The 12,871-nt window shown below is 73.6% G+C and carries 14 protein-coding genes; 6 read left to right on the top strand and 8 right to left on the bottom strand.

Going from position 1 to position 12,871, the window contains the following annotated elements; all coding sequences use genetic code 11:
• Positions 1-108: 108 nt before the first annotated feature.
• Complete coding sequence (locus CS0771_RS31725; RefSeq protein WP_212844428.1) at positions 109-1,308, bottom strand: erythromycin esterase family protein; 1,200 nt, start codon at positions 1,306-1,308, stop codon at positions 109-111.
• A gap of 99 nt (positions 1,309-1,407) precedes the next feature.
• Between CS0771_RS31725 and CS0771_RS31720 the strand changes: the two genes are divergently transcribed.
• Positions 1,408-2,103 (top strand): TioE family transcriptional regulator, encoded by a 696-nt coding sequence (locus CS0771_RS31720; RefSeq protein ID WP_371821510.1) that lies wholly within the window; start codon positions 1,408-1,410, stop codon positions 2,101-2,103.
• Positions 2,104-2,149: 46 nt separating this feature from the next.
• Here the strand turns inward: CS0771_RS31720 and CS0771_RS31715 are convergent, their stop codons facing one another.
• The 3 genes from CS0771_RS31715 to CS0771_RS31705 form a co-directional block, all read right to left on the bottom strand.
• Positions 2,150-2,497 carry an HIT family protein gene (locus CS0771_RS31715; RefSeq protein WP_256442888.1) on the bottom strand — a complete coding sequence of 116 codons (348 nt, stop codon included), beginning with the start codon at positions 2,495-2,497 and terminating at the stop codon, positions 2,150-2,152.
• A gap of 80 nt (positions 2,498-2,577) precedes the next feature.
• Complete coding sequence (locus CS0771_RS31710) at positions 2,578-3,393, bottom strand: SDR family oxidoreductase (RefSeq protein ID WP_212844425.1); 816 nt, start codon at positions 3,391-3,393, stop codon at positions 2,578-2,580.
• Complete coding sequence (locus CS0771_RS31705) at positions 3,390-4,739, bottom strand: NAD(P)/FAD-dependent oxidoreductase (RefSeq protein ID WP_212844424.1); 1,350 nt, start codon at positions 4,737-4,739, stop codon at positions 3,390-3,392. Before CS0771_RS31705 ends, CS0771_RS31710 begins: the two co-directional genes overlap by 4 nt.
• Positions 4,740-4,840: 101 nt before the next feature.
• Between CS0771_RS31705 and CS0771_RS31700 the strand changes: the two genes are divergently transcribed.
• A complete protein-coding gene (locus CS0771_RS31700) occupies positions 4,841-5,947 on the top strand; it encodes a DNA glycosylase AlkZ-like family protein (protein ID WP_212844423.1) in 1,107 nt (368 codons plus the stop codon).
• 11 nt (positions 5,948-5,958) lie between these two features.
• Here CS0771_RS31700 and CS0771_RS31695 read toward each other — a convergent pair whose 3' ends face one another.
• The gene (locus CS0771_RS31695) at positions 5,959-6,600 is read right to left on the bottom strand and encodes a TetR/AcrR family transcriptional regulator (RefSeq protein WP_212844422.1); all 642 of its coding nucleotides are present in this window, start codon (positions 6,598-6,600) and stop codon (positions 5,959-5,961) included.
• A 66-nt stretch (positions 6,601-6,666) separates the two neighbouring features.
• On the opposite strand from CS0771_RS31695, the gene CS0771_RS31690 reads away from it, so the two are divergent.
• Positions 6,667-7,998, top strand: a complete 1,332-nt coding sequence (locus CS0771_RS31690) for an MFS transporter (RefSeq protein ID WP_212844421.1) — start codon at positions 6,667-6,669, stop codon at positions 7,996-7,998.
• A gap of 7 nt (positions 7,999-8,005) precedes the next feature.
• Here the strand turns inward: CS0771_RS31690 and CS0771_RS31685 are convergent, their stop codons facing one another.
• Complete coding sequence (locus CS0771_RS31685) at positions 8,006-9,133, bottom strand: hypothetical protein (RefSeq protein ID WP_212844420.1); 1,128 nt, start codon at positions 9,131-9,133, stop codon at positions 8,006-8,008.
• A 124-nt stretch (positions 9,134-9,257) separates the two neighbouring features.
• Between CS0771_RS31685 and CS0771_RS31680 the strand changes: the two genes are divergently transcribed.
• The gene (locus tag CS0771_RS31680) at positions 9,258-9,962 is read left to right on the top strand and encodes a hypothetical protein (RefSeq protein ID WP_212844419.1); all 705 of its coding nucleotides are present in this window, start codon (positions 9,258-9,260) and stop codon (positions 9,960-9,962) included.
• Between the two features lie 51 nt (positions 9,963-10,013).
• Here the strand turns inward: CS0771_RS31680 and CS0771_RS31675 are convergent, their stop codons facing one another.
• Together CS0771_RS31675 and CS0771_RS31670 are read right to left on the bottom strand one after the other, a co-directional pair.
• Positions 10,014-10,346 carry a transcriptional regulator gene (locus tag CS0771_RS31675; protein ID WP_244871149.1) on the bottom strand — a complete coding sequence of 111 codons (333 nt, stop codon included), beginning with the start codon at positions 10,344-10,346 and terminating at the stop codon, positions 10,014-10,016.
• The gene (locus CS0771_RS31670) at positions 10,343-11,074 is read right to left on the bottom strand and encodes a hypothetical protein (RefSeq protein WP_212844418.1); all 732 of its coding nucleotides are present in this window, start codon (positions 11,072-11,074) and stop codon (positions 10,343-10,345) included. The genes CS0771_RS31675 and CS0771_RS31670 overlap by 4 nt, the downstream gene beginning before the upstream one ends.
• A 172-nt stretch (positions 11,075-11,246) precedes the next feature.
• On the opposite strand from CS0771_RS31670, the gene CS0771_RS31665 reads away from it, so the two are divergent.
• A complete protein-coding gene (locus CS0771_RS31665; protein WP_212844417.1) occupies positions 11,247-12,347 on the top strand; it encodes a glycosyltransferase in 1,101 nt (366 codons plus the stop codon).
• Positions 12,348-12,391: 44 nt separating this feature from the next.
• Entirely contained in the window at positions 12,392-12,871 is a 480-nt protein-coding gene (locus CS0771_RS31660) for a hypothetical protein (RefSeq protein WP_212844416.1), read from the top strand.

Here is a 12,871-nt window from a genome sequence, read left to right as displayed (position 1 = left end):
CGGATGTCGATTTGCTGACAGAGGTGATGGATCACGTCGCGGGATACCGTCGGCCCGGCCCGCGGCGGCGCGAGGTGCCGCCGCGGGATGAGCGCGTTCCGATGGTGCCTACCCCTGTGGCGAGTCCTTGACGAACACGAGGCCGTCGGTCCCGGACAGGTGGGCCGGGTCCAGCGGGGCGTAGCCGAACCAGGCCGACTCGCGCGGCGGCGGAGCCGCGTCGCCGAGCAGCGCGGCCAGCGCGTGCGAGTCGACGAGGAAACGGTCCTCGGGCAGTGCGTACAGCATCCCTTCGAGGGTGTCCGTGGGCGGGGTGCCCACCCCCTGGTGGCGGATCGTGCCCAGCGCCGTGGCCAGGAATGCGTAGTCCGCGCCGAGGCGGGCGTGCGCCAGCGAGCCCGCGCCCCACCACTCCATCCGGCCCTGCCACATGCCCATCACGGCCTTCTCCCGCTTGAGGTGCAGGTTGTGCGCGTGGACCAGCACCGGGCCGCGGCCGGCGAGCGCGACGAGGTTGTCGGCCATCATCGAATCCCGCACGCCCAGCAGCCGCGTCATCCGTCCCGGCGAGGTGTCGGCCAGCCAGTGGTGGTAGCGCAGCAGGCCGACCGCGGCGCGTCCGTGCAGGCAGGCCCGCTCCCACTCGTCCCGCGAGGACGCCGCGATCAGGTGCGGGGTCTCCGCGTCGAGGAGCGCCACCAGGTCGTCAGCGAGCAGCCGCAGGCGGGCGGCTTCGGGCGACTGCCCCACGGAGCGGGCGGGGTTCAGCATCACGGCCGGGTCGACCCACCGGCCCGCGTCCTCCAGCAGCCGCTCGATCGTCCCTGCGGGGCAGGGCAGCAGGTCCGCGTCCACTCGCGACGCGAGGTACGCGTACAGCGCGGTCAGCGACTCCTGCGGGCTCTCCGGCCCGCTGATCTCCAGCGGCCCGTCGATCCCCGCGAAGCGCACCTGCTCGGCGGCCGGCCTGCCGTCGTTGTACGCCCGCATCCACCGCACCAGCTCGCGGTTGGCCGCCGAGGCGCCGAGCCCGTGGCTGAAGCCGTTCGCCATCACCTCGTCGAGGCTGCCCTTGCCGGAGGTGACGTAGTCGTCGACGACCAGGGCCAGCAGGCAGTCGCTCTCGATCGCGATCGTCCGGTAGCCCTCGGGCACGAGCTGCTGGAACAGCTCGTTGCGGACTTCGAGCAGCAGATCCTCACCGTGAGTGGGCTCGCCCAGGGCCAGCACCCGCGGCCGGGACGGCAGCACTCGCAGGACCTCGGCGGCGGAGAGCGCACGCGTGGTGTCTCGAATCGCAGTAGTCATGCCTCTACACAGTATCGTTGAACCCACCGTTGAGACTTTGCCGAGGATACGAATGCCATGTCGGCCGAAAACCTTCAACACGCGGTACACCTGAGGCCGGTGGACCTGGCCCGCGCCCACGGCCTGTCCACCCAGGCGATCCGGAACTACGAAGACGTCGGGATCCTCCCGGCCGCCGAGCGCACCACCACCGGCTACCGCCGCTACACCCCGCTGCACGCCCAGGCCCTGCACGCCTTCCTCGCCCTGCTGCCCGGACACGGCCACCAGACCGCCACGGCGATCATGCAGGCGGTCAACCGGGACGCGGCCGACGACGCGCTTCGCCTCATCGACGAGAGCCACGCCCAGCTGCTCGACGACCGCCGTACCCTGCAGGCCGTCGAAGCCGCGCTGCGCGACCTCGCGCCCGTGCCGCAGGAACGCGGCGACACGTTCATCGGCCCCCTCGCCAGGCGCCTCGGGCTGCGCCCGGCCACGCTGCGCAAGTGGGAACGCGCCGAGCTCGTCGAACCGCGCCGCGACCCGCACACCGGCTACCGCGTCTACAGCGCGGCCGACGTACGCAACGCGCGGCTGGCCCACCAGCTTCGTCGTGGCGGCTACCGGCTGGAGCAGATCGCCCCGCTGCTCGCCCAGGTCCGCGCCGCGGGCGGCGTCGCGCCGCTGGAGTCCATGCTGCACGACTGGCGAACCCGGCTCACCGCCCGCGGCCGCGCCATGCTCACCGGCGCCGCCGCCCTGGACGCCTACCTCACCGCCCGGGCCGCGGGGCCGCCGACGGCCGGCCGGTAGGTTCACGACATGATTCGCGAGACCCCGTGCCTGCTGTCGGCGGTCACTAGACCGTCCTGGCCGCGGGCCGGTTGGCCGGGTCCTTGATCCAGTGCCGGATTCCGCGCCCGGCGAGCGGTTCCGCCGCGTACCGAGGCACGAGATGGCAGTGCGCGTGGAAGACGCTCTGGCCGCCGACCGGTCCCACATTCCAGCCGACGTTCCATCCCTGAGGCGCGTGATCGGCCGCGATCAGGTCCTTCATACGCCGCAGGAGACCCTTCGTGGAGATCCACTCGCGAGAGGTCAGGTCGAAGACGGTCGTCCGGTGCGCCCGGGGAAGGATCATCGCCGATCCCGCGGGTGTGCCCGTGTCACCGGTCCACATGGCGTAACACCACGAGTCTGACAGCACGACCTGGGGCTCGACGGCAGGGAAGCAGAAAGGGCACGCAGACACCGTTGCATGATCTACCACCCGGCTGATCCCGCTGGTCAGCGGCCCGCGCGGCGGAGCATGCCGGCGGCGAGCGGGGCTCGGTCCAGGTCGCCGGCGGCGATGCGGGTGCGGATGGTGCGCCGCACGATGGCACCGGCCAGCGACGGCAGGTGCCGGGCCAGGAACAGCTCGACGCGTCCGCGCCCGGTGGTGGCCACGTCGCGCGGCGCCTTGCGCGCGGCCGCGGCGCGCAGGATCGCCGCGACGACGCCGTCGACGGGCTCGTACCGGGAGACGCCCTGCAGGGACAGGCCCGCCTCGGCGGTGGCGTCGTGGATGGGGGAGGCGACCATGCTCGGGTACACGACGCTGACGCCGATGTGCGAGCCGACCTCCAGCCGCAGCGCGTCGGCGTAGGCGACCAGCGCCCGCTTGCTGACCCCGTACGCGGCGGCCAGGGGCAGCGGCAGCAGCGCCATCCGGCTGGACACGAACACGACGCGCCCGCGGCTGCGCTCCAGCGCGGGCACCGCGGCGGCGGTGGTGTGCCACGCGGCCATCAGGTTGACCTCCAGCTGCGTACGCGCCGCGTCGCCCGGCGGCAGCTCGGCCGGAGCGGGTCCGCCCACCCCCGCGTTGTTGATCAGCAGGTCCAGCCCGCCGAGCAGCTCGACGGCCGCGGCGACCGCGCCGGGCACGGCCGTCCCGTCGGTGAGGTCGCACGCCAGCACGGGGGTGCTGCCGACGCTGCCCTCGTGCAGGTCCAGGCCCACGACGCGGGCGCCGGCGAGTTCGAGCCGGGCGCACAGGATGCGCCCGAAGGTGCCGTTCGCGCCGGTGACGATGACGCGCTTGCCGTCGAGCCGGGTCATCGGGTGGTCTCCTCAACGGTGGTCCGGGTCCAGGCGACGCCCTGCCCGCGGCGGGCGCGGTCGGCCCCCGCGGCGAGTTCCTTCGCGGCGAGCGCGAGGTAGGCGTCGAAGTCGATGCGCATGGCGGGGCGGCGCTCGCCCCAGCGCTCGCGGGCGGCGCGGTGCTCGGCGGCGATGTCGGCGGCCTGCGCGGCGGCGGTGGGCAGCGCGTACTGCCCGGACACGTGCGCGGCGGCCAGCCGGGCCTGGGCTTCGACGACGGGCAGGCCGGAGCCGGTGGACTGCATGAGCCCGACGAACATCAGGCCCGGCGCCTGCTGATGGAACACGTGGCGGAACAGCGGCAGCCGGTCCGCGCCGTCGCCGAGCAGGGCCGGGTCGAGGAACGGCAGGTCGATGTCGTAGCCGGTGCACCAGACCACGAGGTCGATCTCGTCGGCGGCGCCGTCGGTGAAGTGGACGCGGTCGCCGTCGAAGCGGGCGATGCCGGGCCGGACGGTGATCTCGCCGTGGCTGATGCGCGACAGCAGCGCGTCGGACAGGGTCGGGTGGTCCTGCAGGAAGCCGTGCTCGGGCTCGGGCAGGCCGTATGCCGACAGGCGCCCGACGGTGAAGCGCAGCATGGTCTGGCTGATGCGCTGGCGTACGCGCCAGGGCAGGCGCTTGGCGAGCGCGCCGTTGAGGGTGTCGGACGGCTTGCCGAGCAGGTGCTTGGGCACGATCCAGACGCCGCGGCGCACCGACAGCAGGGTGCGCGACGCGACGTGGGAGGCGTCGACGGCGATGTCCATGGCGGAGTTGCCGCCGCCGACGACCAGCACGCGCCGCCCGGCGAGCTGCTCGGGGCCGCGGTAGTCGTGGCTGTGCAGCTGCTCGGCGGTCAGCTCGCCGGGGTAGGCGGGGGAGGGGAGCTTCGGGCGGCTGTTGTGGCCGTTGGCGATCACGACGGCTTCGACGTGGACCGTGGTGACGCCGTCGGGCCCGGCGGCGGTGACGCGCCAGCCGTCGCCGTCGCGGACCACGCCGGTGACGGTGTGCCGCAGCCGGACGGAGGCCGGCAGGCCGAAGCGCCGGGCGTAGTCGAGCAGGTACGCGGCGATGCGGGTGTGGTCGGGGTAGTCGGGCCAGTCCGCGGGCATGGGCAGGTCGGCGAACTCGGTGCGGGTCCGCGAGGTGTTGAGGTGCAGCGTGCGGTAGGCCGAGGAGTGCGGCGCCCCGTACACCCACAGGCCGCCGACCTGCGCCGCGGCGTCGAAGGCGACCGCGGGCACGCCCCGGTCGGCCAGTGCCTTGAGCGTGGCCAGCCCGGCCGGGCCGGCGCCGATCACGGCGACGCGTGGCGTCATCGCGTACCCTCCCCAATATCCAACGTCTGTTGGATATTGGCCCGGCAGAGTGCCTCCCGTCAAGCCCGCTCGGTGTCGGACGGCGGCCGTAGGCTGCGGGCGTGTCCGTTCACCAGCTGTCGCGCGCCGACGCGCGCCGGATCGCCGTGCGCGCCCAGCTGCTCGGCCGCCCCCGGCCGGGCTCGCTGCTCGGCGTGGTCCGGCAGCTGACCCTGCTGCAGTACGACCAGACCGCCGCCGTCGCGCCCAACGCCGACCTGGTGCTGTGGAGCCGCCTCGGCTCGGCCTACCGGCCCGCGGACCTGCAGGCCGCGCTCGGCGACCAGCGGCTGATCGAGGTCCAGGGCATGATCCGGCCCGCCGAGGACCTCGCGCTCTACCGTGCGGACATGGCCGACTGGCCCGGCCGCGGCGAACTCGCCGACTGGCAGGAGTTCCGGCAGGGCTGGGTCGCGGCCAACCGCGGCTGCCGCCTGGACATCCTGTCCCGGCTGCGCGCCGACGGGCCGCTGCCCGCCCGGGAGCTGCCCGACACCTGCGACGTGCCGTGGCAGTCCAGCGGCTGGACCAACGACCGCAACGTGTTGAAGCTGCTGGACCTGATGGAGGCCCGGGGCGAGGTCGCCGTCGCCGGGCGCGACCACCGCGGGCGGCTGTGGGACCTGGCCGAGCGCATCTACCCCGACGACCACGTGGTGCCCGCCGAGGAGGCGGCCCGGATCCGCGCCGAGCGGCGGCTGCGCTCGCTGGGCATCGCCCGCAGCCGGGGCGCCAGCACCCAGGCCGAGCCGGGCGACGTGCTGGACGCGGGCGAGCCCGCGGTGATCGAGGGCGTACGCGGCCGCTGGCGCGTCGACCCCGCGCAGCTCGACCAGGCTTTCCAGGGCCGGACCGTGCTGCTGTCGCCGCTGGATCGGCTGGTGTTCGACCGCAAGCGGATGACCGACCTGTTCGAGTTCGAGTACCAGCTGGAGATGTACAAACCCGCCGCGAAACGACGCTGGGGCTACTGGGCGCTGCCGATCCTGCACGGCGACCGGCTGGTCGGCAAGCTCGACGCGACCGCCGACCGTAAGGCCGGGGTGCTGCGCGTGGACGCGATCCACCAGGACTCGCCGTTCCCGAAGGCCCTGGCGGCCGCCGTGCACGGCGAGATCGCCGACCTGGCCGAGTGGCTCGGCCTGGGCCTGGACCTGCCCGGCGACTGACCCGCGCGCGGTCAGCGCGGCGCGTACATGCGGTCCAGCCAGCGGTGCGTGTACGTGCGGAACTCACGCCGCCGCCGCGCGCCGTCGGCGCCGGACAGCAGGCCCACCACGTGCGCGTGCACCGACCAGACCAGGCCGCGCACCGCCAGGTGCGGCTGCGGCTCGCTGAGCACCCCCGCCGCGTCGGCCTCGGCCAGCAGCTGTTCGACGGCGAGGTAGAGCGGCTGCGAGTAGCGCTGGTCCAGCTCGGCGTGCCGGTCCGGCTCCAGCCAGCGGCGCAGCCACAGGCCGGTGGTCTCCGGCCGGTCCTCCAGGAAGTCGATGAACACGTCGACCAGCTCGTGCAGCGCGGCCAGCGCCGGCTCCGGGCCGCCCGCCAGCCCGGCGCGGGCCGCCTCGACGGCCCGCAGCAGCGCCTCGCTCTCGTCGGCGAACACGCTGGCGAAGCAGGAGTCGTACAGCGCCGCCTTGGTGCCCACGTGGTGGTGCACCGTCGCGACGTCGACCCCGGCCGCCGCGGCGACCTCGCGCATGCCGACGGCGTCGAAGCCGCGCCGCGCGAACAGCCCGGCCGCCGCCTGCACGATCGCCTCCGGGGTCACGCGCTGCTCGCTGCGCTTGGGTCGGCCGGGTCCACGGCGAGGTGTGGTCATGCGCTCCATCGTGCCCTACTATCCAGCAAACGTTGGATTACACCCGCATGCGGGCGAGGAGAAGTCATGGACGAGACGGCGCGGCTGCCCCGTGGCGGCATGCTGGCCTTCGCCGGCGGGTCGCTGGGCATGGGCACCTGGGTCACCGTACCGGGTCTGCTGCTGCTCTACTTCCTCACCGACGTGCTCGCCGTCGCCCCGCTCGTCGCCGGTCTCGTGCTGCTGCTGCCCAAGATCGCCGACGTGCTGCTGCACCCGTGGGTCGGCCACCTGTCCGACACCGACCTGGCCCGGCGCGGCCACCGCCGCCTGCTCATGACGATCGGCTGCGGGCTGCCGCTCGCGTTCGCCGCGCTGTTCCTCGTGCCCGGCGGGCTCACCGGCGACTCCGCCGCCGGCTGGGTCGCGATCGCGTTCATCGCGGGCAACCTGCTGTTCGCCGCCTACCAGGTGCCCTACCTGTCCACGCCCGCCGACCTGTCCATCGGCTACCACGAGCGCACCCGCCTCATGGGCTTCCGCATGGTCGTGCTCACCGTCGGCATCCTGCTCAGCGGCGTGCTCGCCCCGATGATCGCGGGCAAGGAGAACCCGAGCCGCGGCGGATACGCCCTGATGGGACTCATCCTCGGCGCGGCGATGCTGGCCGCCATGGTCGTCGGCATCGGCGGCGTACGCCGGCTCACCGCCGCCGCCCCGAGCGCCGTCACCGGCGCGGGCCACGGCACGGCAGGGCTGCGCGCGCTGCTGTCCGCCCTGCGCGACCCGCAGTACCGCTGGCTCGTCGGCTCGTACCTGGCCATGTCCACCACCACCCACCTGGTGCTGGCCGCCGTGCCCTACTTCGCCGAGTACGAACTCGGCCGCCCCGGCCTGACCACCGTCCTCGTCGCCGCGTTCGTCGCCCCCGCCCTGATCGCCACCCCGGTCTGGGTCGTCGTCGCCCGCCGCATCGGCAAGCAGCCCGGCCTGCTCATCGCCCAGGCCGCGTTCGTGCTCGGCTCGTTGGTGCTCGCGCTGGGCAGCGCCGCCGGGCTGCCCGTGCTGATCGGCGCGGTCGCCGTGCTCGGCATCGCGTTCGCGGCCATGCAGCTGCTGCCGTTCTCCATGGTCCCCGACGTCATCCGGGCGAGCGGCGCCGACGGGACCACCCGCGCCGGGACCTACACCGGCGTGTGGACCGCCGCCGAGGCCACCGGCGGCGCGCTCGGCCCGTACGTCTACTCAGCCTGCCTGGCCGTCGGCGGCTTCGTCGCCAGCACCGCCGGGACCAGCGTGGTGCAGCCCGAGCCCGCGCACACCTGGATCCGCCTCGGCTTCGGCATCGTCCCGGCCGTGCTCATGATCGTGGCCATGCTGTTGCAGCGGAAGTACACCCTGGACCGCACGCTGCGCTGAGCACCGGTCACGGCGACGCCGACACGCTCGCCGACGGGCGCGGCGGATCGAACACCGCCAGGCGCGGGTCCACGGCCAGCCCTGCGACCTGCTCGCTCAGCGGCGCCCACTGGATGCTCGCGGGCAGCGCCGCCCGCACGTCCGGCGTGTTCGTGATCGTGATCAGCACCATGCTGTGCCCCGAGTAGGACACCACCGACCACCACTCGGCGCCGTCGCCCAGCCGGTACCCGGCCCGCGCCGTCTCCGGCGTCTCATGCAGGCCGTACTGCTCGACCACCTGCTCCTCGGTCACCCGCGACAGGCGGCAGAACGCCAGCCGGGCACAATGCTCCGGCTCCGGACGCAGCGTCGTCGGCGCGACGGAGATCGTCACCGTGCCCAGGCCGCTGGCCGTGTAGACCCGCACACTCACCGTGAGTGCGGCGGGCGCGATCTCCGGATCGAGCAGCGCGGCCACCGGGCGCAGCTCACCGCGCGCATCCAGGCCCAGGTCGACGCGCTCCAGGCCGTCCGGCCCCACGTTGGACCGGAAGTAGGCGGCGACCGCACAGCTCAGCTGCTCGCGCCGGGCCTGCTCCGGCATCACCGTCGCACCCGGCAGCGGCAGCACCCCGTCCAGCGCCGTCAGCCGGTCCAGGCCGCCCGCACCGCTCGCGCCGGTCGACGGGAGCGCCGACGGCGGCGGGCTCGCGGCGACGCCCGCGGCCGAGGGCAGCCCGGCCATGCAGTCCTCCGGCAGGAACGGGGTGCCGCGCGGGGCCGGGCGCAGCACATACACCGCCAGGCCCGCCGCGGCCAGGGCGACCACTGTCACGGCCGCGGTCACCGCGCGCATCCTCCGCCGCCGGGCGCGGCCCGTGGCGATCAGATCAGCCGAGGTGTACGCGAGCGCCGGCGCCGGCCCGTCCGCCGGGAACCCGCCGTCGTGGCGGCGCAGCAGCCGCTCCATGGTCCGCTCGGTGAGCGCGTCCGGCGGCTCGCCGGAGTGCCAGCGGCGGTAGGCGGCGACCAGCACCCGCCGGGTGAGCCGGTCGGCCGTGTCCCAGTCACCGCACCGGCCGTAGGCCAGCCTGCGCAGCCGTCCGCTGTAGACGGCGGCGAACTCGGCGTACTCGGCCTCCCAATCGCGCACGGCACCAGTGAACACGATCGATCACCATGCCGTCATCAGTCGCTGGGAGAACGCTCTCCGCGCCGTGCGCGGCGGTGACGGTCGTGGGGGCAGCGGGCGCGGGGCGGCCGTGGCACCATGCGGCATGGCCGACATCAGGAACGCGAAGCTCACCGGGATCCTGCTCGCCCCTGTCGTGTGCACGGTGCTGCTGGTGGCGGGCGTAGTCGCGTTCCTGGCGGGGCTCGGCCTGACCGGCAGCAACATCATGGATCACGCCGACGTGGACTTCGTATACGCACTGGCCGCCGTCACCGTCACCGCGCTGACGGCCTTCGCGGCGTACCGGCTCGCCGGGCTGCTGCGGGCCCGGGGCGGGTGGACGGTCCCGGCGGTGCTCGTCCCAGCCGTGGCGTTCGCGATCCTGCAGCTCGACAAGGGCTTCGGCAAGCCTGCGGCGGGGCTGGCCTGGCTGGCCGGGCTGACCGTCGTGCTCGTGGTCGCGGCGCTGCTCGCGCACCGCGGTCTCATCCGTATCGCGTGGATCGTCGGGGTGATCGGCGCGGTCGCCGTGGCCGACGTCGCGGTGATCGTGCAGCTGTGGCCGGCCACCGCGTTCGACCCCGAGCACGGCGAGATGCTGGACGGCGCGTACGCGCCGCTGTGGCTGCTGTTCGCGCTCGTCGACTACGACTTCGGGCTCGACCCGAACACGTGGTCCATCGGCGACTCCCTCGACCTGCGCGAACTCGGCTACCCGCTGTACGCCGTGATCGCGCTCGGCTACGTGGTCCGCTCCTTGCGTCCCGGGCCCCGGGCCGCAGTCTCGGGTGGGCCGACCCCGGACTGACGCCATCGCGTTGCAGGCGGACCGGATGGGCCCGCCTGCAACGCGCCCCCGTCAGTCTGCGGCCGGCGGGCCTTCCGCCTGCTCGACCTGCTGGATGAGCTGCTTGAGCTGGGTGATCTCGTTGCGCAGGGCGGCCTGCCCGGCGGCCGTGAGGGTGACCCAGGTACGGGGCCGTTTGCCCTCGTAACCCTTCTCGATCTGGATCAGCTCGGCCTTCTCCAGGACGGTCAGGTGCTGCCCGAGGTTGCCCGCGGTCAGCTGCAGGGTGGTGCGCAGGAAGCCGAACTCGACCTGCCGGGCCTGGTGCGCGATGGCCATGATGCCGAGCCGGACGCGCTGGTGGACCACGTCGTCGAGGCCGTTGGCGGGGTGCTCGGTCATCATGCCGGGACCTGCGCAGCCGGCCGGAACAAGGCGAACGCGGCGGCACCCAGCAGCAGGACCGCGGCCGGGACGAGCAGATACGGCAGGAAGAACCACGGCGACGACGTATGGATGACCTGGGCGCCCTGCACCAATCCGATCGCCAGGTAGCCGAGGCTGAACGCGAGCAGCGCCCAGTGCCGTTCCACCCACGCGAGCACCAACAGGGCCAGGCCGATCACCGACCCGGGACTGGCCAGCCCAAGGACCAGCCAACCGCCCGGCCCGGGGGTGGGGTAGGTCGGTTCCGTGGAGAAGGGATCGGCGGGGAGGGGCGGCAGCGGATGGTAGATCAGCCAGATCGACGCGGCCGTCATGAGGACGGCCAGGATGATGCCGACGACGATGTACGGGCGCACGGGCGTGCCCACCCCGCGCCGCCGTGACTGCCTGACGTAGAAGCCCGCGATCACCGCGTAGGCCGCCGTCAGCGCGACGGTCCAGTATCCGAGCAGCACCGGGTTCTCTGCCGCGCAGACCGTGTGGTTGCCCTGCGAGCGGCAGGTGCCGAACACGTCGAGGTAGGGGGCGTAGCGGTAGACGGGTATCGCGATGAGGGTGATGGCCGCGAACACCAGCAGCGGGAACCAGGTGGCCCGCTGGGCGGCCCGGACCTGGCGCGTCAGGTCGCGCACGACCGCCAGCAGCTCGCGAGGGGAGTCCTCGCGGGAAGCGGATTCGTCTGTCATGAAGTTAGCTTTGCATCACAGACCAATCCGCGCAAGAGACTGAGTGTGCCTCCTTGAGGGATTGGCCTGGGGTGATCCGGGTGGGGACGGGCGGTGTCGGAGCGGCGGTGACCGGAATTGATAATGATCGAGTACTGCCCGCTGGGTTGCCGCCGCTGCCGGAGAGTTCAGGATGCCCTCGTTTCTGTTCACCACCTGGGACGGTGGCGGCAACGTGCCGCCGGTGCTCGGTGTCGCCGCCCGGCTGCACCGGCGCGGCCACCAGGTCAGGGTGCTTGGCCACCCGCAGCAGCGGGCGGCCGTCGAGGCGGCCGGGCTGGCGTTCGAGCCCTACCGGCACGCCGGACGATGGTCGGCGACCGCGCCCACCAGCGCGGCCCGCTGGGCCTGGAACTACGTCCGCCTGTTCACGTCCAAGCGCAGCACCGCCGACGTGATCGAGGCGCACCGCCGCTCGCCGGCCGACGTCATGGTGCTCGACTGCATGCTGCTCGGCCCGTTCCTCGCCGCGCAGCGCCTCGGCGTCCCGCACGTCGCCCTCATGCACACCGTGTACGGATACCTCGGCGGCTCCTTCAGTTCGGGCGCCGTCGGGTTCGTCGGTCGGCTGCGGGGGATGGGGCCGACACGCCTGTGGGCCAAGGCCGACCTGAGCATCCTCGCCGGGCTCGCCGACCTGGACGAGGCCACCTCGGTGCCCTCCACGCTGCGCTACGCCGGACCGGTCTGGCCGATGGGCGCCCCGGCCCCCGTGCGGCACGAGGCCGCCCAGCCGCGCATCCTGGTCAGCCTCAGCACCATCTTCTACGCCGGCCAGACCGCCGTCCTGCAGTCCGTCCTGGACGCCGTCGCCGACCTGCCCGTGCAGGTCGTGCTGACCACCGGTCACGCGACCGCGCCCGAGGACGTGCGCGCCCCGGCCAACGTGGCGGTGCACCGGTTCGTGCCCCACGCCGAGATCCTCCCTACCGTCTCCCTGGTCATCGGCCATGCCGGGCACAGCACCACGATGCTGGCCCTGGCCCACGACCTGCCGCTGGTCCTCATCCCGATGTCCCCGCTGGGCGACCAGCCCGACGTCGCGCGGGCCGTGGCCGGGCAGGGCGCCGCCGAGGTGCTGGCCAGGTCCGCATCGGTCGCCGAGATCCGGGCCGCGATCACCCGCATGCTCGCCGACGGCCCGCACCGGGAGGCGGCGGCCAGGCTCGGCGCGCAGATCCGTGCCGCTGACGGCGCGGACACCGCCGCCGACCTGATCGAGCAGCTCGCGTGAAGGAGGGGCTGCCGCGAGGTTGACAGCGTCCGTACGATCTGCGCGTGACCTCGACGAACGTGCTCTGGACGTGGCTGCGGCGGGCCGCCTGGGTGATCGCGGCCGGGTGCGCTGCCGTCGCCGTCTGGAGCCTGCCCTCGGCGCCGGAGTCGGCTGCGCTGCTGATCGTGCCGATGACGCTGACCCTGGGCGTGACGATGCCGGGCATGTTCTACGCACTCGGGCGGTCCGGGCAGGATCCACGGGCGATGTGGCGTTTCCTGCGCTGGATGCTGGCCCCGGCCCCGCGCTGGGCGGTGATCCTGTGGGGCCTGCTGCTGGCCGCCGGGCTCGGGGTGATGGCCATGGTGATGGTGCGCAGGAGCCCGGAGCCCGCCGACAACGTCTACGCCTTCGCCGCCATCGGCTGCTATCTCTCGTTCACCGCGTCGCTGATCTACCACGCGCTGCTGCGTACCGGCCGCCCGGATCTCTCCGGCCCGCTGCCCTCGGACGAGGCCGGGGCCACGGCGGGCCAGGGCTGA

Source organism: Catellatospora sp. IY07-71, from assembly GCF_018326265.1.
GTDB lineage: Bacteria > Actinomycetota > Actinomycetes > Mycobacteriales > Micromonosporaceae > Catellatospora.
This window is presented reverse-complemented; position numbering and strand designations above follow the sequence as displayed.

What these genes read in the sequence shown, in the direction of transcription:
- CS0771_RS31725 (WP_212844428.1), bottom strand. Translation starts at nt 1,308, where the DNA reads ATGACTACTGCGATTCGAGACACCACGCGTGCGCTCTCCGCCGCCGAG.
- CS0771_RS31710 (WP_212844425.1), bottom strand. Translation starts at nt 3,393, where the DNA reads ATGACCCGGCTCGACGGCAAGCGCGTCATCGTCACCGGCGCGAACGGC.
- CS0771_RS31705 (WP_212844424.1), bottom strand. Translation starts at nt 4,739, where the DNA reads ATGACGCCACGCGTCGCCGTGATCGGCGCCGGCCCGGCCGGGCTGGCC.
- CS0771_RS31695 (WP_212844422.1), bottom strand. Translation starts at nt 6,600, where the DNA reads ATGACCACACCTCGCCGTGGACCCGGCCGACCCAAGCGCAGCGAGCAG.
- CS0771_RS31690 (WP_212844421.1), top strand. Translation starts at nt 6,667, where the DNA reads ATGGACGAGACGGCGCGGCTGCCCCGTGGCGGCATGCTGGCCTTCGCC.
- CS0771_RS31680 (WP_212844419.1), top strand. Translation starts at nt 9,258, where the DNA reads ATGGCCGACATCAGGAACGCGAAGCTCACCGGGATCCTGCTCGCCCCT.
- CS0771_RS31675 (WP_244871149.1), bottom strand. Translation starts at nt 10,346, where the DNA reads ATGATGACCGAGCACCCCGCCAACGGCCTCGACGACGTGGTCCACCAG.
- CS0771_RS31670 (WP_212844418.1), bottom strand. Translation starts at nt 11,074, where the DNA reads ATGACAGACGAATCCGCTTCCCGCGAGGACTCCCCTCGCGAGCTGCTG.
- CS0771_RS31665 (WP_212844417.1), top strand. Translation starts at nt 11,247, where the DNA reads ATGCCCTCGTTTCTGTTCACCACCTGGGACGGTGGCGGCAACGTGCCG.